Here is a 23,136-nt window from a genome sequence, read left to right on the forward strand (position 1 = left end):
CTTTGCTTACGCGACCTGCCCTATAGCCCGCCCAGCCGCGCGGCGAAAGGCGCACGCGCGGACACAGGGTCGTCGGCTTGAGCGAGGAGGCAGGGACCAGCGCCAGCATTGCATCCGGCCAGCGCCACTATGGGCTAGACTGGCTGCGCATCGGCGCGTTCGGGCTCCTGATCCTCTATCACATCGGCATGGTGTTCGCGCCCTGGGCCTGGGTGATCCACGTCCCCTATGCCTTTCCGGAGCTGATCGTGCCGATGGCGCTGGTCACTCCATGGCGGCTGCCGCTGCTGTTCGCGGTGTCCGGCTATGCCTCGCGCCACCTGTTCGCCAAGTCCGGCCGCAACGACGCCTTCCTGCGATCACGCGCCAAGCGGCTGCTGATCCCGCTGGCGTTCGGCATGGCGGTGATCGTGCCGCCCGAGATGTGGGTGCTGGTGCGCGAGCACGGCTATCCGAACGGCTATCTCTATTTCTGGTTGCACGACTATCTGCGCTGGGGCCAGTTCTGGAGCCATGAGTTCCCGAGCTGGGAGCATCTGTGGTTCCTGGCCTATCTCGCCTTCTACACGATGCTGCTGGGGGCGGCGATCGCGTGGCGCGGCGACCGGCTGTTCGCGGCGTTCGATCAGCTTGCGGCGTGGTTCACGCGCGGCCCGCGGCTGTTGTGGGTGCCGGTGGCGGCGCTGGTGTGGGCCAAGCTGTCGCTGATGTTCCTGATCGCGGAGCGCCAGGGGCTGGTGACCGACTGGACCGGCCATGCGCTGTACATGCCCTGCTTCCTGTTCGGCTTCATGATGGGCGGCACGGAGCGGCTGTGGCCGGTGAGCGGCCGGCTGTGGAAGCCCGCACTGGCGACCGCGCTGGCGGCCGGCGCGGTCGATGCCCTCATCGAGGTCTTCTATCCCGGCAGCACGCCGATCGGCCACGCCACCATGGCGCTGGACCGTGCCGCGCGCATCACCATGGCCTGGGCGATGATCCTGGTGATGTTCCAGTTCGCCCAGGCGCTGCTGAACCACGATCACCCGTGGCGCGCGACGCTGGCCGAGGCGGTGTTCCCCTTCTACATCATCCATCATCCGGTGATCGTGCTGATCGTATGGTATGCGATGCCGCTGCAGCCTTCCGCGCTGGCGCTGTTCGCGATGCTGCTGGCGGGCACGCTGGCCGCGGGAACCGCCTTCTACCTGCTGGGCCGGCGCATCCGCTGGCTGCGGCCGCTGATCGGCCTATCCGCCCAGCCTCGCGCGAAACCGCCTGCTGCCGCGAAGCGACTGGCCGCCGGTTAGCGTCACGGTGAAATCGCCGCTGCGGCCGGTCTCCACCTTCGCCACCGCCGCGCGCCGCACCAGCCGCCCGCGATGGATGCGCGCGAAGCCCCGGCCCAGCCGCGCCTCCAGCCCTGCCAGCGTTGCGCGGTGGAGCAGCGTTCGCGTGCCCCAGCCGATCTCCACATAATTGCCTGCCGCCGCCGCCCAATCGATCTCCGCCACGGACACGCGATGGATGACGCCGCCGTCCGGCACCAGCAGCACGCCGGGCTCCGCAACATCGGCCATGGCAGGAGCAGGCCGCGCCAGCAGCCGCCGCACCAGCCCCGCGAAGCCGCGCCGCGCGATCAATCCGGCCGCGTCTTGGGCCGCGGGATCAGCTTCGCCTCGGCAAAGGGCTTGCTGTAGGGCGAGTTCCACGCCTGATCGGTGATCGCGCGCACCCGTTGCGCCATCTTGCGGCTGCGCAGCACCACCTCCAGGTTGCGCGAATCGTCGAGATAGCCGCCCTGCCAGTTGCTGGTGCCGACCCAGGCGAGCTTGCCGTCGATCGTCATCACCTTGGTATGGCTGACGCGGGCATAGGGGATGAAGCCGGTGGAGGCCGGCGGGATCGCCATCACGCGGACCTCGACATTCGGCAGCGCGTCGAACGCCTCCAGCAGCGGCAAATTGTCCGGCCGCATCGCCCAATCGGCGATCAGCAGCCGCACCTTGGCCCCGCGGGCGGCGGCGGCGCGCAACGCATCCTCGATCACCTTGTAATCGCCGCCGCCGAACGCGCGGACGGAATATTCCATCACCTGGACGGTCACCTCGCGCTTCGCCTCGCCGATCAGCTTGACCAGCGCCGCCTGCGAATCGCGCACGCCCGCGGGATCGAAGGCGTTGGGGCTGGCGACCAGGAAGGCTCTGCCGCCCGTGGGGGCATAAACTGCGCTGCGCAGCGCCGGCACCGGCTTGCCCTCCGCCTGCAACGCGGCCGCGCCCCAGTCATGCGCGAAGATCGCGGCGATCTGGCCCACCATCTTGCGCTGGGTGATGCGCAGCCCGGTCTCGTCGATATGCTTCAGCGCGCGCCAGTCGAAATTGTGGCTGCCCACGAACGCGGCCTTGCCGTCGACGATGAAGAATTTGGCGTGGATGATCCCGGAGCCCTTCACCTTGGCCCAGTTGAGCATCCGGAACTCCAGGTTCGGGATCGCCTTCAGCCGCTCGATCGTGGCGGCGTCGGCGGCGGACTGGCCCTTCTCCTCCATCAGGAAGCGGATCTTCACGCCGCGCTTGCCCGCGTCCTCAAGCGCCGCGATCACGCTGTCGAGCGGCTCGCCGGGCGCGCCGGAGACGTAGAATTGCTCGATGTCGATGCTGCGCTTCGCCGCGCGGAACATCTCGACCCAGACGGTGGTCGCGTCGCGCAGGTCCGGGTTGGGCAGATCGGTCTCGGCTGGCGAGTCATGGATCAGCTCGAACCCGGGGATGGTGAACTGCGCCTGCGCCGCGCCCATCGGCAACGCCAGCAGCAGCGCCGCCAGCGCAAAGGCCGCCCGGCCGATCGATTTCGCCACAGCACCGCCAATCGTCATACGCCACCCGCCTGCACGTGAATGCTATCGGCATCCTCGCTATCGGCGATTAATGCAAGGCGCGTGACGCCCGGAGGATAGCGATGAAGCGGCTGGTGGCGATGGTTGCGATGATCGCGGGGCTCTGCGCCGCGGCGCCCGCCCATGCCTGGTGGGACTACGGGCACGAGACCGTGGCCGCCATCGCCCAGCGCAACATCGCCCCTGCCACGCGCCGCGCGGTCGATCGGCTGCTGGCCCGCAGCGCGCTGATGGGGACGCCGCAATGCCCCGCGCGCACCATGGCGGAGGCGAGCCGCTGGGCCGATTGCGTGAAGAAGCGCGAGCCGCGCTATCTCCATCCCGACGCCTGGCATTTCCAGGACGTCGACATCTGCCGCCCGTTCGACCTCGCCGCGCCTTGCGCGGACGGCAATTGCGTGTCGGCGCGGATCGCACGCGACATGGCGACGCTGAAGGACCGGCATGCGCCGCTGCGCGCACGGGTGGAGGCGCTGTTGTTCTTGATCCATCTGACCGCCGACCTGCACCAGCCGCTCCACGCGGGCGACGATCACGATCGCGGCGGCTTCACCCTCCCCGCCTTCTACGGCGGCGGCGATGGCCCGCGCACCAACCTCCACTTCGTCTGGGACGGCCTGCTGGCCGAGCGCGCGATCTCCACGCCGCCAGGGCTGGTGCGCCGCTATCCGGCCGCCAGGCGCCGCGCGATCCAGGCGGGGACGCTCGCCGACTGGAGCCGCGAGAGCTGGGCCGCCGCACGCGACCTGGCCTATGCCGGCGCCAAGGGCGGCGATCCGTGCGGCCCGGACCCGCAGACCGTCCGCGTCGGCGAGGCCGAGATCCGGCGGCTGATCCCGCCGGTCCGCACGCTGGTGGTCCACGCCGGACTGCGCCTCGCCCGGCTGCTGGACGAGGCGCTGGGCGGGCGGGGCTAAGGAGCCGCCTTGCCGGTGACGAAATCCGCCACCGCGTCCACCACGCCTGGCGCGACCGGCAGCGAGGGATCGGAATAGGTCGCCAGGCTGCCCGCGAAGCCCGGCGCCGTTGCCAGCTTCAGGACATGGGTGACCCCGGGCAGCACCGCGAGCCGCGCCTCCGGGGCCGCGGCCTTCAGCCCCTCGGCATCGCTGACCCCGATCTGGATGTCGCGATCCCCCTGGACGATCAGCAGCGGCACCGGGCTGGATGCGGAGAGCTGGCGCGGGTCCCACGCGAACAGGTCGATCAGGAAGCCCTGCACCTGCGGCGCGAAGACGCTCAGCAGCGCGGGCGGCAGATCGGCCGGATCGACGCGGTTGCCATATTCCAGCGATTCGATCGCGGCGAGCGCGGGCTCCAGGATCGGCGCGTTCGCCGGGTTGGCGCGAAACTGGTCGCGCATCACGTCACCGAGCGGGCGCCCGGCCGCCGCAAGCGTGACGACGCCGCAGATCCCCTCGGCGCTCTGCGCGGACTGCAGCACCACCAGCCCGCCCTCGCTATGGCCGATCAGCCACACGCAGGGCACGCCGCTGCGCGCGCGGATCGCGGCGACCCAGGCATGCACATCGGCGGAATAGTCGGACACGGTGACGGCGTTGGCATCGGCCACCGCCGCCTTGCTGCCGAACATGCCGCGCTTGTCGATCCGCACGCTGGAGATGCCGCGCGCCGCCAGCGCCTCGGCCAGCAGCCGGTATGGCGCGGCGGTTACGCCCAGCGGGTTGTTGCCGTCACGGTCGGTAGGCCCCGATCCGGGGACGATCAGCACCACCGGTGCGCCCGGCCCCGCGTCGATCGCGGTGCCGGCGAGCGGCCCTTGCGGACCGGGCGCGGTAACCTCCGCGGTCGCCGGACCCGGCGCGGCGGCGGCCAGCGCCATGGCTAGGATCGCGCCGATCACCGGCCGCCTCCCGGACCCCAGCGCCAGCGCCACGCGCCGTCGGTCTTGGCATGGACCAGCCAGATGAACCCGGCGATCAACGGCACGAGCAGCACCAGCAGTGCCGCCCCGCGTGCCTCGGCCAGCCGGGCCACGGCGATGGCGATTGCCGCCAGCGCGGCAGTCAGCACCCAGCCCTGCCAGGTCGCCGGTGTAGCGCCCAGCCCGTAGAGCTTGGGCCGGAACCAATAGCCGGGGCGCACGCGGCCGCGGCCCTGCGCCTGCCGCCCGCTCATGACGCGAGCAACCCCAGGCCGATCAGCGCGATGAGCGCGAAGCCGCCGCCCAGCCACGGCAGGTGCCGGCGATCGGCGTAGAAGGCGATGAACATGATCCTGTGCTCCCTGTCTCAATAGATACCGCCGCCGCCGCATCCGCGCGATCCCGGCGGCGCCGGAACCGAAAGGCGGCACGCGGCGGTGACGAACAGCACGGTCGCCGCACCCACGAGGACGAACCATACGGCGAGATGCCCCTCGAACCGCTCGATGAAGAACGCCATCAGCGTCATCGCCAGCGAATAGGCGGTGGTGATCAGCCAGCCGGCGGGCGCCGAGGGGCGGACCGACATGCACCAGCCGGAGCCGCGGCGCACGAACCAGGGTTTTTCCTGCATCAGCTATCCTCCTGTTGCCGGGGCGGCCTGCCCCTTTTGGGGCGCACCGGATCGGCCAGCTTCACCCCGCGCCGCGACAGCGCTTCACGCAGCAGGCATTCCACCTGGGCGTTGACGCTGCGCAGGTCGGTGGCGGCGCTGCGCTCGATCGCCGCATAGAGCGCGGGATCGATGCGCAACGGGAACGCCTTCTTCTGCGGAGCATCGGCCACCGGATCGCCCCTTACTGATAGAGCGAACCGGTGTTCACGACGGGCTGCGTGTCACGCTCGCCGCACAGCACGACCATCAGGTTCGATACCATCGCGGCGCGGCGCTCGTCGTCCAGATGGACCACGTCCTTGGCGCTGAGCTGCTCCAGCGCGAGCTCGACCATGCCGACGGCGCCCTCGACCAGCGTCTTGCGCGCGGCGACCACCGCCTGCGCCTGTTGGCGCCGCAGCATCGCGCCCGCGATCTCCTGCGCATAAGCCAGGTGGGTGAAGCCGCATTCGTCCACGGTGATGCCCGCCACCGTCAGCCGCGCGATCAGCTCCTGGCGAAGCTCGACGCCCACCTGATCGTGGTTGCCGCGCAGCGTAACCTCCTGATGCTCGAAATCGTCATAGGGGTAGCGCGAGCCGATGGTGCGCACCGCCGCCTCGATCTGCACGACCACGAACGCCTTGTAATCGTCGACGTCGAACAGCGCCTGGGCCGTATCGGTCACGCGCCACACCACCTGGGCCGCCATCTCGATCGGGTTGCCGCGCAGATCGTTCACCTTGATCTTCTCGGAGATGATGTTGTTGGCGCGGACGGAGACCTTTTTCTTGATCATCCACGGCCAGGTCCAGCGCAGGCCGGTGGTGCGATCGGTGCCGCGATAATCGCCGAACATCAGGATCACCGCCGCCTGATTGGGCTGGAGCAGGTAAAAGCCGATGATCAGGAAGGTGAACACCAGCGTGCCGCCGATCACCATGGCTACCGCCAACGGCGTGTTATCCCCAACCTGCGGAACAAACGTCGCCACCACCGCGAGCGCGGCGATCGCCAGCAGCAGCGCGACATAGCCGCTCATGGTGCGCGCGGGGGTCTCACTGCTCTGACGCAGCGCCGGCGCGGAAAAGTCGGTCATCTTTGCCTCCCGAAATGATGATATCGTATTTATATAAATTAGAGGCGAGTCGCAAGCGCAATCGGAATGCGTCGCCGGGGAGAGCGGAGGGCGAGCGCGCCTATCCCTCCCCGCCAGAGGGAGGAACGCCGCGGAACGCGGTAAAGGGGGGAGGACGCCGGAACGAAGCGGCGTGATTCCTCCCATTCCGGAACGCTGCGCGGGCCACCTCCCCCGCTGGGGGAGGATCGCGCTTACGGGTAGCTGACCGTCTTCGGCACCTCGGGGATGGGGATGAACTCCTGCTCGTCCCCGGGCACCTTGGGGAATTCGTCCGCCTTCCAGCGTTCCTTGGCCTCGTTGATACGGTCGCGGCTGGACGAGACGAAGTTCCACCACACATGGCGCGGCGTCGCAAAGGCCTCCCCGCCGCACAGCATCACGCGCCCGCCCGCCTCCGAACGCAGCGTCGCGGCGATGCCGGGCCGCAGCACATAGAGGGTGGAGGGCTCCAGCTTCATCCCGTCGATCGCCGCGTCGCCATAGGCGAGGTAGATCGCGCGCTCGTCAGCCTCCGCGTCCACCGGCACGGCACCGCCCGCCGCGAGCAGGATGTCGGCATAGATCGTCCCGGCATAGGTGGTGGTCGGCGCCGCGGCGCCCCACAGGCTGCCCATGATCACGCGCGCCTTGGCCCCCGCGCAATCGACCACGGGCAGCGCGGCGGCGGGCACATGCTCGAACGCCGGGTCCATCTCCTCGAAGCGTTCGGGCAGCGCCAGCCAGGTCTGGATGCCCGAAAGCTCCGGCCCCCTGGCGCGCTCGGAAGCGGGCGAGCGTTCCGAATGGACGATGCCATGGCCCGCCGTCATCAGGTTCACCGCCCCCGGCTCGATCGTGGCGAAGGTGCCCAGCGAATCGCGATGATCGATCGCGCCCGCGAACAGATAGGTCACCGTCGCCAGGTTGATGTGCGGATGCGGGCGGACGTCGATGCCGGTGCCCGTCTCCAGATGCGCCGGCCCCATCTGGTCGAAGAACACGAACGGCCCCACCATCGTCCGCGGCTTCGACGGCAGCGTGCGGTGGACCTTGAACCCGCCCAGATCGTGGGTGGCCGGCGCGATCGTCTGGATCACCAGTTCGTCGTTCATGCGACTTCCTCCAGCAGCAGGTGCAGTTCCACGGGAAAGATCGGTTCGTGCCACTCCGCGATCTCCTCGCGCGTGAACCAGCGCCATTCCTGCATCACGCGGCGCTCCAGCTCGGTATGCCCGCTGGGATCGATCGCGCAATTGTCCGAACGGATAAGGAAATAGCGCTCGTCTGCCGTCACCGGCACATTCTCCAGCGTCACGAACTCCACGACGCGGCGATGGACCTCCGGCCCGCAATCCAGGTCGAGCCCCGTCTCCTCGCGCAGCTCGCGCCGGGCGGCCTCGGCGAAGCTCTCGCCCGGATCGGCCGCGCCGCCGGGCGTCACCCAGAAGGGCGGCCGGTCATCGGGCACGAAGCGGAACAGCAGCACCCGATCCGCCGCATCGATCAGCAGGATGCGCGCGGCGGGCCTTTCCGCGCGCCTGCTCATGCCTCGCCCGGGGCGGTCGCGCGGATCGCCAGCGCGTGTATGCGCGTGGCGAGCAGATCGGCCAGCGCCTTGTTCACCAGCCGCTGGCGCGCGACGCGGTTCAGCCCCGCGAACGCCGCGCTCTCCACGATCACGGTGAAGTGCGATTCGCCTGTCCCGTCGTCGCCCAGATGGCCCCGATGCTGCGCGCTGTCGTTGACGACCTGAAGCTGCGACGGGGCGAGCGCGGCGGCGAGACGGGCGGCGATCAGGCTGGCCAGCGGGCCGGTAGCGGGTTCGTGCATCGCGCCTATATAGGGCGATTGTTCGAGGGAGAAAGCGGAGTAACCGTGGCGGACCGCCATCCGAGGAAAGACCGGCCCAATGCCCGTTTCCACGGCCGCGTGGAGGCACAGGGGCGGCTGTGCGCCGAGCCGGGATGCGACCGGCCGGGCGAATTCCGCGCGCCGGCGGCCGATGGCGGGCGCCCGTCGATCGACGGGCCGGGCCAGTATCGCTGGCTGTGCCTGGATCACGTCCGCGCGTTCAACGCGGGCTACAACTATTTCAAGGGCATGAGCCCCGACGAGATCCATGACGCGCAACGCCCCTTCGCCGGATGGGAGCGCGAGACGCGCGCCTTCAGCGCCAACGGCGGCGCGGACCGGCCGCCGCGCTGGGCCGATTTCGCCGATCCGCTCGACGCGATCGGCGCACGCTTCCGCCACGCGATGCCGCAGGAGCGCAAGGACGGCCGCCCGCTGTCGGGCAGGGACCGCGACGCGCTGCGCCAGCTAGGCCTGGAGGTGGACGCGGATCGCACGGCGCTGCGCAAACGCTATTCGGAACTGGTCCGCAAATACCACCCCGATCGCAACGGCGGCGACCGCAGCAAGGAAGACGAGCTCCAAAAGGTGATCGCCGCCTATCAGCAACTGAAGGCCGCCCCGGCCTTCGCGTAAGCTTCACACCGGTGGCCGACAGGGAAATCCGTTCACCCTGAGCCCGTCGAAGGGCGCCATCCACAGGCAAACGGCTTGCGGCCAGCGGCCCTTCGACGGGTTCAGGGCGAAGGGCGAATTGCCTACCCCTCCCGCGCCCAGCGTTCGCGGCGGGCGATCTCGGCGGGGGAGGGATCGGACTGGACGAAGCTGCCGGGCTTCACCGGCCCGTCGGGTTCCAGCGTGGTGACCGAGCAGCCGCCGCTGCCCAGGCGATGCTCCGCCAGCTTCCACGCGCCCGCGGGCGTCCCTGCACCGAACAGCCGCTTGCCGGTGCCGAGCAGCAGGGGCGCGGTCGTCAGGATCAGCCGGTCGATCATCCCGCGTGCGAGCAACTGCGGATAGAGCGTCGCGCTGCCCTGGATCACCAGGTCCGGCCCCTCCCCCGCCTTCACCGCCGCCAGCGCGTCCAGATCGGGAAGCCGTTCGCTCCCCTCCCATTCGCCGGGCAGGGCGCCGTGGGAGAGCGCATATTTGCGGCAGTTCCGGAAGGCCGGGGTGATCCAGTAATCGTCGGACTGATAGGGCCAATAGGCCGCGAATATCTCCCAGGTCCGCCGCCCCAGCAGCAGGTCGAACGGCCGCTGGAACAGCGTGGCGACGGTTTCGTCGACCGCCTCGTCGCCTGCCGCGAACACCCAGCCGCCATGGGCGAAGCCGCCCGTGCGGTCCTCGTCCGGTCCGCCAGGCGCCTGCATCACCCCGTCGATCGAGACGAAGGCGGCGCCGATGATCCTGCGCACGGCCCCCTCAGGCCCCGGCGGCGGCAATCCGCTTCGCGACCGCCTCCCATTGCTCGGCCACCTTGCCCCAGCCCTCGGTGAAGCCCATCGCCTCGTGCTGTGCGTGCGCCTCCTGGGTCCAGTGGCGCGCACCGCCGCGGTAGAAGGTCTTCGCCCCCTGCGGCTCGAACTCGAAGAAGCCGAGCATGAAGGGGCCGGCGGGTTGCCACCCGGCGGTGAAGGCGTCGGTGAAGACGATGCGGCGCAGCGGCACCACCTCCAGATAGACGCCCTCCTGCGGCATCACCTCTCCATTGGGGCCGTACATGGTCACCGCGCTCCGCCCGCCCGGGCGCAGGTCCATCGCGGTCGGCTCGGCGCGCCACGGCGGCGGGCAGAACCATTCGCCCAGATGGTCGGTATAGGCCTTCCACACCGCCTCGACCGGTGCGTCCATCAGCCGTTCCACCGAAAGCTCAAGCATTTCGCTCATGCGGTCACTCCGTCCCCTTGTTGCCGACCAGGCCGAAGGCGGCGCCCTGCGGATCGGTGGCGTAGATCACCCAGTCGCCGCCGGGCACCTCTTGCGGACCCCAGGTCACCGTGCCGCCGCCCGCCTCTACGCGCGCCTTCGCCGCGTCGATCTGGCCGGTGCGGAAGAAATGGTTCCAGCGCGGGCGCTCGCCCGGCGGGGCCTTCATCACCGCGCCGATCATGCCGCCGTCATGGCCCAGGAAACTGTATTCGCCCATCTCGCCCATCGGCATCGCGCCTTCCTTCGTCCAGCCGAACTGTTCGGCGTAGAAGGCGAGCGCGGCCTGATCGTCGGGGGCGTAGAGCTCGTTCCACTCGCCATGGCCGGGCGCCATCCGCTTGAACGCAGTGCTGGCCTCCGGACTGGCGCCGCGCATCAGATAGAAGGCCGCGCCGCCCGGATCGGTCACCATCGCCAGGCGGCCGACGCCCTCCAGCGTGGTGGGCGGCATGTGTACCGCCCCGCCGCCCGCCGCGACTTTCGCCGCGGCCGCGTCCACATCGTCCACGCCGATATAGAAGAGCCAGACCGGCCCCTGTCCCGCCATCGGCGGCGGAAGCCGCATCAGCCCGCCGACACCCTCGCCATCGGGCGCCGTGAACACGCGATAGCCATCGGCATCGCCGCCCGCCGTTCCGCCGAAACCGGCGCAGGTCCAGCCGACGACATCGCCGTAAAAGGCCGCGGCGGCATCGGGATCGCTCGTCAGCAGTTCGTACCAGATCGGGGTTCCGTGCGGATTGCCCATGGTCGCTCTCCTTTGGATTCCTCCGGGCCGGGTGCGCCCGAGGAGGATCAGCCCTCGCCTTCGTCCACCATCGTCTCGAAGCCGCCCCAGAACATGCGCTTGCCGTCGAAGGGCATTTCGGCCGGCGGCTTCATGCGCTCGTCCGCCATCACCTTCGCCCAGCCGGCGTCGCGCACCTCCTTCGATGGCCAGGTGATCCAGGAAAAGACGACATTCTCGCCCTCCTCCGCCTTCACCGCCATGAAGAAATCGGTGGTCTTGCCGCGCGGCACGTCATGGCCCCAGCATTCGACAATGCGCAGCGCGCCATGTTCGCGAAAGATCGGCGCGGCCTTGGCCGCCATCTCGATATAGGCTTGCTTGTTCTCCACGCGCACCGGCGCGACGAAACCGTCCACATAGGTCATCTCAACGCTCTCCCTGCTTCCGCCTGCCCGTTCCACGCGCGTTCCACGATCGTTCCACGCGATGTTCCACGAAAGTTACACACGTTGTTTCACGCGACGGAGGGCGCTCCGTCCGCTGCCGCCTCGATCGTCGCGATGTCGATGCGGCGCATCTTCAGCATCGCCTGGCTGGCGCGGCGGGCACGGTCCGGATCGGCATCGGTGATCAGATCGATCAGGCGGCGCGGCGTGATCTGCCAGGAAAAGCCCCAGCGATCCTTGCACCAGCCGCACATGCTCTCCACGCCGCCGTTGCCGGTGATCGCGTCCCACAGCCGATCGGTCTCGGCCTGGTCGTCGGTCAGGATCTGGAACGACACCGACTCGTTGGGCTTGAACAGCGGCCCGCCGTTCAGCGCGGCATATTTGCGCCCCGCGAGCGTGAAATCGACGACCAGCGGCGATCCCTCGGCACCGCTGGGATTGTCGGACGGCGCGCGGATCACGCGATCGACGCGGCTGTCGGGCAACAGCGTGGTGTAGAAGACGGCGGCTTCCTCTGCCGCCATGTCATACCAGAGTACGGGGGTGATCTTTTCCATCGGAACCTCCCTTCAGCCCCCGGCCGGCTGCGCCATCGCCGCGGCGGCCGCGGCCTCGTCCATGAAGAACGGCTCGAAGATATGGCCGTCGGGGTCCTCGAACGCGCGGCTGTACATGAAGCCCATGTCCTGCGGCGCACGCGGATCGGCCCTGCCGCCGGCGGCGGCCGCCGCCGCGACGATGGCGTCCACCGCCGCGCGGCTTTCGCGGTTGAGCGCGACCAGCACCTCGGTCACCTCGCGCGCGTCGGCGATCTTCCTGGGCGTGAAGCCCTGGAAGAAGTCCGGCGCCAGCAGCATGAACACGATCGTGTCCGAAAGCTGCATCGACGAGGCGTGCGGGCCGCTGAACCGCGTGTCCTGGGTACAGCCGATGGCTTTGTAGAATTGCGTAGCGCGCGCCACATCGGCCACGGGCAGGTTGATGAACACCATCTGCGGCATCGCCTGATCTCTCCCGAATCGCTTGCCGGGGTCTTGATGCGGCACTAAGTTACAAAAGACAACTGGATAGTTATAAAAAGTGACCCAAACTACCGCCCGCACCAGAACACGCTGGTATGACGACGCCTGCGGCACCGCGCTGGGCCTGGAGCTGGTGGGCGAGCGCTGGTCGCTGCTGATCGTGCGCGAGCTTATGTTCGGCGGAAGACGGTTCAATGAACTGCGCGCCGGGCTGCCCGGGATCAGCGCCAATGTGCTTACACAGCGGCTGGAAGGGCTGGAGGCGAGCCGAATCCTCACGCGGCGCAAGCTGCCCCCGCCCGCATCGGCGCAGATCTATGAGCTGACGCCCTGGGGCTATGAGGCGGAGACGATCATCCAGGAGCTGGGCCGCTGGGCCACGCGCTCGCCCGATCACGATCCCACGCTGCCGCTGTCCGCCGCGTCGATCATGCTGTCGTTCCGCACGATGATCTCGGTGGAACGCGCGGGCGATCTGGACGCAGTGATCGGCTTCCGCTTCGGGCCGGAGGCGTTCCGCGCGCACCTGCACCGCGGCATCACGGTCCGCCGCGAGGAACCGGCGGACGCCGCGCTGGTGTTCGACACCGATCCGGTGACGCTTGCCTCGCTGGTCTATGGCGGCCGTCCGTTCGCCGATGCGGAGGCCGCAGGCGTGCTGCGGATCGCGGGCGATCGCGCGCTGGCGGAACGCTTCGTCACGCTGTTCCCGCTACCGCCCAAGATCGCCTGACGCGGGCGGGCAGCCCCCTACAGCCCCTCGATCCAGGCGCCGTGCGCATGGGCGAGCGCCACCATGCGCGTCTCGCCGCCGCCGGGCCACATCGTCACCAGCACCTCATGCCGGGCCAGATCGCGGTTCGGCTCCATCCGCACCCAGGCGAGCGGGTGCTCGAAGCTCGCCGCCGCGCCCGCTCTCGCCATCGCCGCGGCGATGCGCCCGCGCCGCGCGTCGCCCAGATACTGCCACACCACCGAATGGACGAGCACGCGCGTCACGCCCTCCGCCTGCGGCTCGGCCAGCCGCGCCTCGACCCAATCGGCCGCGTCGCCCGCCTCCAGCGCCACCGGCTTTTCCAGGATCATCGCGATCGCGCGCGCCAGCCGGTCCACCCGCTCATGCGCCTCAGCCCAGACATAGGAGGCGAGCCGCCGCCCCGCCTCGCGATCGGCAACGTCGATCGGCTGGACGTCCACCCCGCGCACCGACACGAAGCGCACCTCCGCATCGGGCGGCGGGTTGCCGCGCCATTCGGGGGCGATCCGCACCAGCGAATCCTGCGGCCCGGCGCGCACGCCGCCCAGATCGAAGGCGAAGCGATCGATCAGCAGGTTGATCCCCGCGCTCGATCCGATCTCCAGCAGCTCGAACGGCTGGCCGAAGCGCGCGGCGACATGCAGCAGCCCGGTCATCAGCGCGCCCGCGCGGCCCGCCTCGTTGGTCTGCGGCGGGCCGTCCAGCCAGGGCAGGATCGCCGTGTCATGCTTCGCCAGCGCATCGGCCAGGATCGCGCCCACCGCCGCCGGATCACGCTCCCTGCCCGAGAACACCCGCACGAGCGCCGCATGCCCGCGCTGCGCCAGCGCGTTCAGCCCGCCCACCAGCCGCAGCGGCAGCGCGTCGGCGATCGGATGGCCCGGCCAGTCGAGCACGGCGGCGCCCGTGCGGCTCTCGCGGTTGAGCGCATCGGCCAGCGCGGAACAGACCCCGGCGGTCACCGGCGCGTCCATCACCGTGCAGAAATGCGCCTGGGTGCGGAACGCCTCGCGGATCGCTGCTTCGTTCGCCATGGTCCACCTCCGTATGGCGCGCGTGTTGCGCATGCCCGCCCCCGCAAGTAAAGGGCCGCACTCCGATGACCGAGCCGTTGATCCTCGCCGTTCCCAAGGGGCGCATTCTCGAAGAATGCCTGCCGCTGCTGGCGCGCGTGGGAATCGAGCCGGAGCCGGCCTTTTCCGACGAATCGAGCCGCGCGCTGCGGTTCCGCACCAACCGGCCGGGAATCGACCTGATCCGGGTGCGCGCGTTCGACGTCGCGACCTTCGTCGCGCATGGCGCAGCGCAGCTCGGCATCGTGGGATCGGACGTGCTGGCGGAGTTCGATTATTCGGAGCTCTATGCGCCCGTGGACCTGGGCATCGGCCATTGCCGCCTGTCGGTGGCCGAGCCCGCGGACCTGGCCGCGAAGGACGATCCGCGCGGCTGGAGCCATGTGCGCATCGCCACCAAATATCCCAACGCCACCCGCCGCCATTTCGAGGCGCGCGGCGTGCAGGCCGAATGCGTCAAGCTGAACGGCGCGATGGAGCTGGCCCCGGTGCTGGGCCTGGCCCCGCGCATCGTGGACCTGGTCTCGTCCGGCCGCACGCTGAAGGAGAACGGGCTGGTCGAGGTGGAGGTGATCGCGCAGGTCACCAGCCGGCTGATCGCCAATCGCGCCGCGTTCAAGACGCGGCCGGAGGTGGTGCCGCTGGTAGACGCCTTCCGCCGCGCGGTGATCGGGGCGGACGCGGCATGATCCGGCTGGACGCCACCACGCGCGAGTTCGGCTATGCCTTCACCCGGCTCGTCAACGCCCGGCGCGAGGCGGACGAGGATGTCGCGCGCGACGTGGCGGCGATCGTCGCCCGCGTCCGCGTGGAGGGCGACAGCGCGGTGCGCGACTACACCCGCCGCTTCGACCGCCACGATCTGGACGCCACCGGCTGGCGGATCGACCGCGCCGATTGCGCCGCCGCCTGGGAGGCGCTGGACCCGGACCTGCGCACCGCGCTGGAGCTGGCGGCCGAACGCATCGCCGCCTTCCATGTGAAGCAGAAGCCGCAGGACAGCGAGACGATCGACGCGGCCGGCATCCGGCTGGGCAGCCGCTGGCGCGCGGTGGATGCGGCTGGCGTCTATGTCCCCGGCGGGCGCGCGGCCTATCCCAGTTCGGTGTTGATGAACGCCATCCCCGCCAAGGCGGCGGGCGTGGGCCGGCTGGTGATGGTGACGCCCACCCCGGATGGCGAGACCAACCCGCTGGTGCTGGCCGCCGCCCATATCGCCGGAGTGGACGAGATCTGGCGCGTCGGCGGGGCGCAGGCGATCGCCGCGCTCGCCTATGGCACCGCCAGCATCCCGCCGGTGGACGTGATCACCGGCCCCGGCAACGCCTGGGTGGCCGAGGCGAAGCGCCAGCTTTACGGCGTCGTCGGCATCGACATGGTGGCGGGGCCGAGCGAGATCGTGGTGGTGGCGGACGGCAGGAACGATCCCGAATGGATCGCCGCCGACCTGCTGAGCCAGGCCGAGCATGATCCCACCAGCCAGTCGATCCTGTTCACCGACGACGCCGGTTTCGCCGATGCCGTCGCCGGCGCGGTGGATCGCCAGATCGCGACACTCTCCACCGCGGAGACCGCGCGCGCGAGCTGGGACGCCAACGGCGCGATCATCCGCGTGCGCAAGCTGGCCGACGCGCTGCCGCTGGTCGATCGCCTCGCGCCCGAGCATCTGGAGCTGGCCTGCGACGATGCGGAGGCGCTGTTCCGCCAGGTGCGCCATGCCGGTTCGGTGTTCCTGGGCCGCCATACGCCGGAGGCGGTGGGCGATTATGTCGCGGGGCCGAACCATGTGCTGCCCACCGGCCGCCGCGCGCGCTTCGCGTCCGGCCTGTCGGTGCTCGATTTCATGAAGCGCACCAGCTTCCTCGCGCTCGATGCCGCTGGGCTCGCCACGGTCGGCCCGGCCGCGGTCCGGCTGGCGGAGGCGGAGGGGCTGCCCGCGCATGCCAGATCGGTGGCGATCCGGCTCGAACGTTGATCTGATATTGGAATCCTGATGCCCAGCCCGACCGCCAAGTCCCGCTCCAAAGCCCGCGCCGCCGCGCGGCTCGCCGCCGTGCAGGCGCTCTACCAGCGCGAGATGGAGAACACCGCCATCCCCGTGCTGCTCCACGAATTCCACCAGCACCGGCTGGGCGCGACGATCGAGGGCGTGGAATACAGCCAAGCCGACGCCGATTTCTTCGACGATATCGTCCGCGGCGTCGATGCCCGCCGCGCCGAGATCGACGAGCTGGTCGCCGCCCGGCTGACCGCCGAATGGAGCCTGGACCGGATCGACCGGCCGATGCGCCAGATTCTGCGCGCGGGCACCTATGAGCTGCTGGCGCGCGCGGACGTGCCGGTGGGCGCGGTGATCAGCGAATATCTGGACGTTACCGACGCCTTCTACGGCCGGCGCGAGAAGGGCTTCGTAAACGGCGTGCTCGACGCGGTGGCGAAATCGGTGCGGGGATGATCGCGGCGCGGCAGCGGCGGCGGCGGTGAACGAGGCCGCGCTCCTCGCCCTGCTCCGCGGCATGCCGCTCCATCCCGGCGCGCGCGGGCTGGCCGACGATGCGGCGCAGCTCGACGGGCTGGTGCTGACCAGCGATACCATCGTCGAGGGCGTCCATTATCGCCCCGCCGATCCCCCCGAATCGGTGGGGTGGAAGCTGGCCGCGGTGAACCTGTCCGATCTCGCCGCCAAGGGCGCGGCGCCCGCCGGGTGCCTGCTCAACCACGCGCTGACCGGCGACGGCGGCTGGGATCGCGCCTTTCTGACCGGCCTGGGCGAGGCGCTGGAGCGCTATGGCATGCCGCTGCTGGGCGGCGATACCGTGTCGCTGCCCGCCGGGGCGCCGCGCGTGATGACGCTCACCGCGATCGGCCGCGCCGGGCCGCGCGTGCCCGAACGCGGCGGCGCGCGGGCCGGCGACGTGCTGTGGGTGACCGGCGCGATCGGCGGCGCGGGTGCCGGGCTGGCGGGCGCCCCGGCCTTTCTGGAACGCTATCTCCGGCCCCTTCCCCGGCTGGCCGAGGGCGTCGCGCTCGCCCGCCAAGTCCATGCGATGATGGATGTTTCCGACGGCCTGCTGCTCGATGCCGCGCGGATGGCGGAGGCGAGCGGGCTGGCGGCCACGATCGCGCTCGACGCGGTGCCGCTGCCCCCCGGCTATTCCGGCACGGCGGAGCAGGCCGCTACCGCGGGCGACGATTACGAGCTGCTGTTCGCGCTGCCCCCGGGCGTGGAGCCCGCCGTTCCCGCCACGCGCATCGGCGGCTTCGCGGCGGGCCGGGGCCTGACGCTCAGCCTGCATGGGGCACCCCGCCCGCTTCCCGCCAGCCTGGGCTACACGCACGGCGGCTGAGCCGTCCGCCCCTCACGGCGCTTGCGCTCTCTGTGACGCGCTCTCTATAGGTCACGCACCGAAATCCGTGATCCGGCGTCAAGAACCGGGGGCGGCCCGGGTAGACAGGGGAAGGCTCACCTATGACGATTGTGCAAATCGCCATCGTGTGCGGCGTTATCGCCGTTCTCTATGGCATTCTGACCAGTATGCAGGTGTTGAAGGCGCCGGCGGGCAACGAGAAGATGCAGAGCATCGCCGCCGCGATTCAGGAAGGCGCAAAGGCGTATCTCGGACGCCAATATCGTACCATCGCAATCGTCGGCGTGATCGTCGCCGTCGTTCTCTATTTCTCGCTCGGCACGCTCTCGACCGTCGGCTTCCTGATCGGCGCCGTGCTGTCGGGCGCCGCGGGCTTCGTGGGCATGCACATCTCGGTTCGCGCCAACGTCCGCACCGCGGAGGCCGCGCGCGGATCGCTGCAGGGCGGGCTGACGCTCGCGTTCCGTTCGGGCGCGATCACCGGCATGCTGGTGGCGGGCCTGGGCCTGCTGTCGATCGCGGTGCTGTTCTGGGCGCTGACCGGCCCGGGCGGGCTTGCCCCCAATTCGCGCAAGGTGATCGAGGCGCTGACCGCGCTGGCGTTCGGCGCGTCGCTGATCTCGATCTTCGCGCGCCTGGGCGGCGGCATCTTCACCAAGGCCGCCGACGTCGGCGCCGACCTGGTCGGCAAGGTCGAGGCGGGCATTCCGGAGGATGACCCCCGCAACCCGGCCGTGATCGCCGACAATGTGGGCGACAATGTCGGCGACTGCGCCGGCATGGCTGCCGACCTGTTCGAAACCTATGTCGTCACGCTCGGCCTCACCATGGTGTCGGTCGCGCTGCTGATGCCGGGGCTGGAAGCGGGGCCGCTGCTCGCGCTGATGTCGCTGCCGCTGATCATCGGCGGCGTGTGCATCATCACCTCGATCGCCGGCACCTATGCCGTCCGCCTGGGCGCCAGCCAGTCGATCATGGGCGCGCTCTACAAGGGCTTCTGGACCACCGCGGTACTCTCGATCCCGCTGATCTATTTCGCCACCCAGTACACGCTGGGCGACCTGAACGCCGTGATCAACGGTGCAGGCCCGCTGGGCGATCTGGCCGGCGCAGCGCCCAGCTTCACCGGCATGGACCTGTTCTGGTGCATGATGATCGGCCTGGCCGTCACCGCGCTGCTGGTGTGGATCACCGAATATTACACCGGCACCAACTATCGCCCGGTCAAGTCGATCGCCAAGGCATCGGTGACCGGCCACGGCACCAACGTGATCCAGGGCCTGGCGATCAGCCTGGAATCGACCGCGCTGCCGACGCTGGTGATCGTGGCCGCGGTGATCGCGACCTATCAGATCGCGGGCATCATCGGTGTGGCCTTCGCCGCCACGTCGCTGCTCGCGCTCGCGGGCATGGTGGTCGCGCTCGACGCCTATGGCCCGGTGACCGACAACGCCGGCGGCATCGCCGAGATGGCGGGGCTGGAGGACGAGGTCCGCGTCAAGACCGACGCGCTCGACGCGGTGGGCAACACCACCAAGGCGGTGACCAAGGGCTATGCGATCGGTTCGGCCGCGCTGGCGGCGCTGGTGCTGTTCGGCGCCTATACGACCGACCTCAAGGAGTTCTTCCCGGACGTGCCGGTCGATTTCTCGCTGTCCAACCCCTATGTCATCGTCGGGCTGCTGCTCGGCGCGCTGCTGCCGTACCTGTTCGGTGCGATGGGCATGACCGCGGTGGGCCGCGCGGCGGGATCGGTGGTCGAGGACGTCCGCGACCAGTTCGCCAAGAACAAGGGCATCATGGAGGGCACCAGCAAGCCCGACTATGCCCGCACCGTGGACATCGTGACCAAGGCGGCGATCAAGGAGATGATCATCCCCTCGCTGCTGCCGGTGCTGGCGCCGGTGGTGGTGTTCTTCGTGATCTCCTGGGTGGCCGCGTTCGGCGCCCCGGCGGACCTGATCGATTTCGCCGACGCCGATGCCTATGGCCGCGCCCAGGGCTTCGCCGCGGTGGGCGCGCTGCTGCTGGGCGTGATCGTGTCGGGCCTGTTCGTCGCCATCTCGATGACCTCGGGCGGCGGCGCATGGGACAATGCGAAGAAGTACATCGAAGACGGCAACCACGGCGGCAAGGGCTCCGACGCCCATAAGGCCGCGGTTACCGGCGACACGGTTGGCGATCCCTACAAGGACACCGCGGGTCCCGCGGTGAACCCGATGATCAAGATCACCAACATCGTGGCGCTGCTGCTGCTCGCCGCGCTCGCGGGCGGAGGGGCCTGACGGCCGGCTCCGGCGGCCATGGGCGTGCCATCGCGCAGCCCGTGGCCGCCGGACGGTCCGCCGTTTTCCCGGGGCGGGACGCCCTGACTTTCCAGATACGCCGGGTATCATGCGGCTGGCCGCCGGCCATCGCACTGCACACGGCACGATCCGTCTCGCCAAAATGGCGGATTCCGCGTAAAAAAAGCCAGGTTACCGAAGTAACCTGGCTTGCGACCCGACGGATTACTCTCGCTCGGTTGTCGCGGTTATAGCTATTGATCCATTTCGGCGAAAGTCTGAAATCGCCGACTATCGCAAATCATCGCTAAGCCATCACCGCCGAAGCGATCCAGCGGCAACCGCACCAAATCGGCGCACATCGCCACTTGATCGCGGCCCGCAACCTGCCCTAGTCTATGCCCGGGTTCGCAAAAGGGGGCGGAAAATTGTCCCAACTCGAAGATGTGAACAGCTTCATCGGAAAGGTGCGTGCGATCAGCACGGCCGACGATCTTCGCCTGTTGATGGAATCGATCACCAGGGAAATGGGTTTCGCCAACTATTCGCTGTTCCAGCATGTTCATAGCTGGGACTGGAACAGCCAAAGCGCGCTGGCGATCTCCAACTATCCGACCGGCTGGATCGAGTATTTCTTTTCAAAGCAGTTCAACCGGTTCGATCCGGTACTTCGCGCGGCGCAGCGCACCGCGCTGGGCTTTCGCTGGGACGAGATTCCACGGATGCTGCCGCTCAGCCCCAAGCAACTCCGCGTGCTGGAGGCCGGGCGCCGTTCGGGCATGGCCAACGGCTTCACCGTCCCCGCCAACATCCCGGGCGAGGCGACCGGATCGTGCAGCTTCGTGGTGCCCGGCAACGTCGCGCTGCCCGAACGCAACCTCAGCATGGCGCATCTGATCGGCGGATTCGGCTATGAGGCCGCGCGCCAGCTATGGACGCGCCAGGTGGGCATCGTCCGCCGCGCCGGGCCTGCGCGGCTCACCCCGCGCCAGCACGACTGCCTGGTGCTCGTCGCCCAGGGCAAGACCGATTGGGAGATCGCCCAGGTGCTCGGCCTGAAGGAAAGCACCGTCAACGGCTATATCGACGACGCCAAGGCGGCACTGGGCGTCACCCGCCGCTCGCAACTGGTCACGCGCGCGCTGTACGAAGGCCACATCTGCCTCAGCGAGGCGCTGCAATAGGCACGTCTTCGCCGGAGCGGTGCCGGCGCGCGCCCCCATCCGGCCGCCGATAGGACACCCGGGCGGGGGAGCCGACCGGCACCGCAACCATTTCGCCCCTTCCGAGCCGGCATCCAGCAGCGTCTTTGCCCGAAATCGCGAAAATCCCCCCCGTTTTGGCGGGGTGCGGCGCGCGTCCCGGAATCGCATCTTGCGCCCGTCGCATTCGACGGGAGGAAGAGATGCTTCACGCCGTCCAGGGTTTCGATCATCCCGAACAGGCGGGCCTGATCGCCTCGATGTTCGCCGATCGCAAGCGCGTGTTCGTGGACCTGCTGGGCTGGGACGTGCCGCATGACGCGGTGTCCGAACGCGACCAGTTCGACGGGGCGGACGCCGAATATCTGATCTTCGCCCAGGGCGACGACCATATCGCCTCGCTGCGCCTGCTGCGGACCGATGGCCCGCACCTGCTGGGATCGGTCTTCCCCGATCTGGTGCATGGCGACGTGCCCGGCGGGCCGGACATCCGCGAGATTTCCCGCTTCTGCATCTCGCCGCGCCATCGCGGCCCGGTGCGGCTGCAGGCGCGGCGGCTGCTGGCCACGGCGCTGACCGAATATGCGCTGCTGTTCGGGCTCAGCGCCTATACCGCGGTGGCGCACGTCAGCCGGATGAGCAACCTGTTCGCCACCGGCTGGCGCATCCGGCCGCTGGGCCTGCCCGACCTGGAGGCGCAGCACCCCTCCGCGGCGCTGATCATCGAGATCGACGCCAACACCCCCCATCTTCTGCAGCGTTCGGGCCGTTACGAGCACGCCCGGCTGCAGTTCGCCACACGCATGGCGGCCTGAGCGCCGCCGGAAGGAGGAACAGCATGTACGCATTGGGCAAACCCGAGGCACCGGCCCCCGATCCCGTGGTGGCGGGCTGGTGCGAGGCGATCGCCCGCGACGGCTTCGCGCTGGTGCGCGGGGTGATCGATCCGGCGGTGATCGCCGCGCTCGACGCCGATCTGGCCGAGCCCTTCGCCCAGACGCCGTTCAGCCAGGGCGCGTTCTTCGGCAACCGCACGATCCGCTTCGGTCGGGCGCTGCTCCGCTCCCCCCATGCCGCCACGCTCGTGCAGCATCCGGTGATCCTGGGCATCGCCGAGCAGATGCTGGGCCGCTGGTGCGACGGCGTGCAGCTCAACCTGACCCAGGCGATCGCCGTCCACCCCGGCGCACCGGCCCAGTTGCCACACCGCGACGAGGACATGTGGCCCGGGCCGAAGGGGCAGATGGAATATATGGTCAACGTGATCTGGCCCTTCACCCGCTTCACCCGCGAAACGGGCGCGACGCGGCTGTGGCGGGGCAGTCACCTGGAGGATCGCGGCACCTTCCTGGGCGACGATCGCATCGTCACCGCCGATGCGGGGCCGGGCGACGCGATCGTGTGGCTGGGCTCCACGCTGCACGGCCAGGGCGCGAACGACAGCGACGAGGTGCGCCGCGGCATCGCCGTCGCCTATTCGCTCTCGTGGCTGAAGCAATATGAGAATCAGTATCTCGCCTATCCGCCGGAGATCGCACGTACGTTTCCGCGTGAGCTTGCCGAATTGATCGGCTATCGTCAGCTACCGCCAAATCTGAACAACTACGAAGCACGGTCGCCGATGACGCTGCTCCACGACGGGGAAACCGAAGCCACCGGGGCGGTGGACGCGCTCATCGATTATCAAGAGGAGGCTAGTCGTTATTATGCCGAACATGGCTGCACTCGCTCGCTCTAGGTTGAATCGACATTCAGCACCAGAAGCTGAGGGCGGCCAAGCATAGGCTGGCGAGGTAGTTTTGCGGGATGCGGTCGTATCGGGTTGCGATGCGCCGGAGTTGTTTGAGCTTGCCGATGGTCCGCTCGATTTGGTTTCGCAGCTTGTATTTGATCGGATCGAATGCGCGTTGGCGAGGCATGCAAGTGCGC

General features: G+C 69.3%; 29 protein-coding genes. 12 read left to right on the forward strand and 17 right to left on the reverse strand.

Features of this window, described 5'->3' with window-relative positions:
* Positions 1-77 precede the first annotated feature (77 nt).
* Positions 78-1,289: an acyltransferase family protein gene (locus OM513_RS11250; RefSeq protein WP_264944343.1), complete on the forward strand. Its 1,212-nt coding sequence runs from the start codon at positions 78-80 to the stop codon at positions 1,287-1,289.
* On the opposite strand, the gene OM513_RS11255 is transcribed toward OM513_RS11250, so the two are convergent.
* The gene (locus tag OM513_RS11255) at positions 1,230-1,622 is read right to left on the reverse strand and encodes a LytR/AlgR family response regulator transcription factor (RefSeq protein WP_264944344.1); all 393 of its coding nucleotides are present in this window, start codon (positions 1,620-1,622) and stop codon (positions 1,230-1,232) included. The two genes, OM513_RS11250 and OM513_RS11255, sit on opposite strands and share 60 nt — an antisense overlap.
* The gene (locus OM513_RS11260) at positions 1,619-2,857 is read right to left on the reverse strand and encodes a phospholipase D-like domain-containing protein (RefSeq protein ID WP_264944345.1); all 1,239 of its coding nucleotides are present in this window, start codon (positions 2,855-2,857) and stop codon (positions 1,619-1,621) included. Before OM513_RS11260 ends, OM513_RS11255 begins: the two co-directional genes overlap by 4 nt.
* A gap of 83 nt (positions 2,858-2,940) precedes the next feature.
* On the opposite strand from OM513_RS11260, the gene OM513_RS11265 reads away from it, so the two are divergent.
* Positions 2,941-3,795 (forward strand): S1/P1 nuclease, encoded by an 855-nt coding sequence (locus tag OM513_RS11265; RefSeq protein WP_264944346.1) that lies wholly within the window; start codon positions 2,941-2,943, stop codon positions 3,793-3,795.
* On the opposite strand, the gene OM513_RS11270 is transcribed toward OM513_RS11265, so the two are convergent.
* The 8 genes from OM513_RS11270 to OM513_RS11305 all read right to left on the reverse strand — a co-directional run bounded on the left by OM513_RS11270 (position 3,792) and on the right by OM513_RS11305 (position 8,368).
* Positions 3,792-4,742, reverse strand: a complete 951-nt coding sequence (locus OM513_RS11270; protein WP_264944347.1) for an alpha/beta hydrolase — start codon at positions 4,740-4,742, stop codon at positions 3,792-3,794. The genes OM513_RS11265 and OM513_RS11270 overlap by 4 nt on opposite strands.
* Positions 4,739-5,017 carry a hypothetical protein gene (locus tag OM513_RS11275; RefSeq protein ID WP_264944349.1) on the reverse strand — a complete coding sequence of 93 codons (279 nt, stop codon included), beginning with the start codon at positions 5,015-5,017 and terminating at the stop codon, positions 4,739-4,741. Before OM513_RS11275 ends, OM513_RS11270 begins: the two co-directional genes overlap by 4 nt.
* A 113-nt stretch (positions 5,018-5,130) precedes the next feature.
* Complete coding sequence (locus tag OM513_RS11280) at positions 5,131-5,397, reverse strand: hypothetical protein (RefSeq protein ID WP_264944350.1); 267 nt, start codon at positions 5,395-5,397, stop codon at positions 5,131-5,133.
* A complete protein-coding gene (locus tag OM513_RS11285; protein WP_264944352.1) occupies positions 5,397-5,609 on the reverse strand; it encodes a toxin-antitoxin system HicB family antitoxin in 213 nt (70 codons plus the stop codon). Before OM513_RS11285 ends, OM513_RS11280 begins: the two co-directional genes overlap by 1 nt.
* A gap of 11 nt (positions 5,610-5,620) precedes the next feature.
* On the reverse strand, positions 5,621-6,517 hold the full coding sequence (locus tag OM513_RS11290; RefSeq protein WP_264944353.1) for an SPFH domain-containing protein: 897 nt from the start codon (positions 6,515-6,517) through the stop codon (positions 5,621-5,623).
* A 233-nt stretch (positions 6,518-6,750) separates the two neighbouring features.
* Complete coding sequence (locus OM513_RS11295; protein ID WP_264944355.1) at positions 6,751-7,650, reverse strand: pirin family protein; 900 nt, start codon at positions 7,648-7,650, stop codon at positions 6,751-6,753.
* The gene (locus tag OM513_RS11300) at positions 7,647-8,084 is read right to left on the reverse strand and encodes an NUDIX hydrolase (protein WP_264944356.1); all 438 of its coding nucleotides are present in this window, start codon (positions 8,082-8,084) and stop codon (positions 7,647-7,649) included. Before OM513_RS11300 ends, OM513_RS11295 begins: the two co-directional genes overlap by 4 nt.
* Positions 8,081-8,368: a BolA family protein gene (locus OM513_RS11305; RefSeq protein ID WP_264944357.1), complete on the reverse strand. Its 288-nt coding sequence runs from the start codon at positions 8,366-8,368 to the stop codon at positions 8,081-8,083. Before OM513_RS11305 ends, OM513_RS11300 begins: the two co-directional genes overlap by 4 nt.
* A 45-nt stretch (positions 8,369-8,413) precedes the next feature.
* On the opposite strand from OM513_RS11305, the gene OM513_RS11310 reads away from it, so the two are divergent.
* Positions 8,414-9,025 (forward strand): J domain-containing protein, encoded by a 612-nt coding sequence (locus tag OM513_RS11310; RefSeq protein ID WP_264944358.1) that lies wholly within the window; start codon positions 8,414-8,416, stop codon positions 9,023-9,025.
* Between the two features lie 122 nt (positions 9,026-9,147).
* Here OM513_RS11310 and OM513_RS11315 read toward each other — a convergent pair whose 3' ends face one another.
* From OM513_RS11315 to OM513_RS11340, 6 genes are all read right to left on the reverse strand, one after another.
* Positions 9,148-9,807, reverse strand: a complete 660-nt coding sequence (locus tag OM513_RS11315; RefSeq protein WP_264944359.1) for a dihydrofolate reductase family protein — start codon at positions 9,805-9,807, stop codon at positions 9,148-9,150.
* 7 nt (positions 9,808-9,814) lie between these two features.
* A complete protein-coding gene (locus tag OM513_RS11320; protein ID WP_380916315.1) occupies positions 9,815-10,270 on the reverse strand; it encodes an SRPBCC family protein in 456 nt (151 codons plus the stop codon).
* Positions 10,271-10,283: 13 nt separating this feature from the next.
* Complete coding sequence (locus OM513_RS11325) at positions 10,284-11,069, reverse strand: VOC family protein (protein ID WP_264944363.1); 786 nt, start codon at positions 11,067-11,069, stop codon at positions 10,284-10,286.
* A gap of 47 nt (positions 11,070-11,116) precedes the next feature.
* On the reverse strand, positions 11,117-11,476 hold the full coding sequence (locus OM513_RS11330) for a DUF1428 domain-containing protein (protein ID WP_264944364.1): 360 nt from the start codon (positions 11,474-11,476) through the stop codon (positions 11,117-11,119).
* Between the two features lie 89 nt (positions 11,477-11,565).
* Positions 11,566-12,057, reverse strand: coding sequence for a VOC family protein (locus OM513_RS11335; protein ID WP_264944366.1), 492 nt, complete (start codon positions 12,055-12,057; stop codon positions 11,566-11,568).
* Positions 12,058-12,069: 12 nt separating this feature from the next.
* Positions 12,070-12,501 (reverse strand): VOC family protein, encoded by a 432-nt coding sequence (locus OM513_RS11340; RefSeq protein WP_264944367.1) that lies wholly within the window; start codon positions 12,499-12,501, stop codon positions 12,070-12,072.
* 79 nt (positions 12,502-12,580) lie between these two features.
* On the opposite strand from OM513_RS11340, the gene OM513_RS11345 reads away from it, so the two are divergent.
* A complete protein-coding gene (locus OM513_RS11345) occupies positions 12,581-13,255 on the forward strand; it encodes a winged helix-turn-helix transcriptional regulator (protein ID WP_264944368.1) in 675 nt (224 codons plus the stop codon).
* A 17-nt stretch (positions 13,256-13,272) separates the two neighbouring features.
* On the opposite strand, the gene OM513_RS11350 is transcribed toward OM513_RS11345, so the two are convergent.
* Entirely contained in the window at positions 13,273-14,313 is a 1,041-nt protein-coding gene (locus tag OM513_RS11350) for a DUF2332 domain-containing protein (RefSeq protein WP_264944369.1), read from the reverse strand.
* Between the two features lie 65 nt (positions 14,314-14,378).
* Here OM513_RS11350 and hisG point away from each other — a divergent pair, with 65 nt between their 5' ends.
* The 8 genes from hisG to OM513_RS11390 all read left to right on the forward strand — a co-directional run bounded on the left by hisG (position 14,379) and on the right by OM513_RS11390 (position 22,945).
* A complete protein-coding gene (gene hisG / locus OM513_RS11355; protein WP_264944370.1) occupies positions 14,379-15,041 on the forward strand; it encodes an ATP phosphoribosyltransferase in 663 nt (220 codons plus the stop codon).
* Positions 15,038-16,327, forward strand: a complete 1,290-nt coding sequence (gene hisD / locus OM513_RS11360) for a histidinol dehydrogenase (RefSeq protein WP_264944371.1) — start codon at positions 15,038-15,040, stop codon at positions 16,325-16,327. The genes hisG and hisD overlap by 4 nt, the downstream gene beginning before the upstream one ends.
* 18 nt (positions 16,328-16,345) lie before the next feature.
* Positions 16,346-16,807, forward strand: coding sequence for a transcription antitermination factor NusB (nusB, locus tag OM513_RS11365; protein WP_264944372.1), 462 nt, complete (start codon positions 16,346-16,348; stop codon positions 16,805-16,807).
* A gap of 61 nt (positions 16,808-16,868) precedes the next feature.
* Positions 16,869-17,699, forward strand: a complete 831-nt coding sequence (thiL, locus tag OM513_RS11370) for a thiamine-phosphate kinase (protein ID WP_264944402.1) — start codon at positions 16,869-16,871, stop codon at positions 17,697-17,699.
* Between the two features lie 122 nt (positions 17,700-17,821).
* Positions 17,822-20,005, forward strand: coding sequence for a sodium-translocating pyrophosphatase (locus OM513_RS11375; protein WP_264944374.1), 2,184 nt, complete (start codon positions 17,822-17,824; stop codon positions 20,003-20,005).
* A gap of 428 nt (positions 20,006-20,433) precedes the next feature.
* A complete protein-coding gene (locus OM513_RS11380; RefSeq protein WP_264944375.1) occupies positions 20,434-21,189 on the forward strand; it encodes a LuxR family transcriptional regulator in 756 nt (251 codons plus the stop codon).
* 221 nt (positions 21,190-21,410) lie between these two features.
* Positions 21,411-22,022, forward strand: a complete 612-nt coding sequence (locus OM513_RS11385) for an acyl-homoserine-lactone synthase (RefSeq protein WP_264944376.1) — start codon at positions 21,411-21,413, stop codon at positions 22,020-22,022.
* Positions 22,023-22,045: 23 nt separating this feature from the next.
* Entirely contained in the window at positions 22,046-22,945 is a 900-nt protein-coding gene (locus OM513_RS11390; RefSeq protein WP_264944378.1) for a phytanoyl-CoA dioxygenase family protein, read from the forward strand.
* Positions 22,946-23,136: the final 191 nt, after the last annotated feature.

Source organism: Sphingomonas canadensis, from assembly GCF_026013525.1.
In the GTDB taxonomy this organism is placed as follows: domain Bacteria; phylum Pseudomonadota; class Alphaproteobacteria; order Sphingomonadales; family Sphingomonadaceae; genus Sphingomonas; species Sphingomonas canadensis.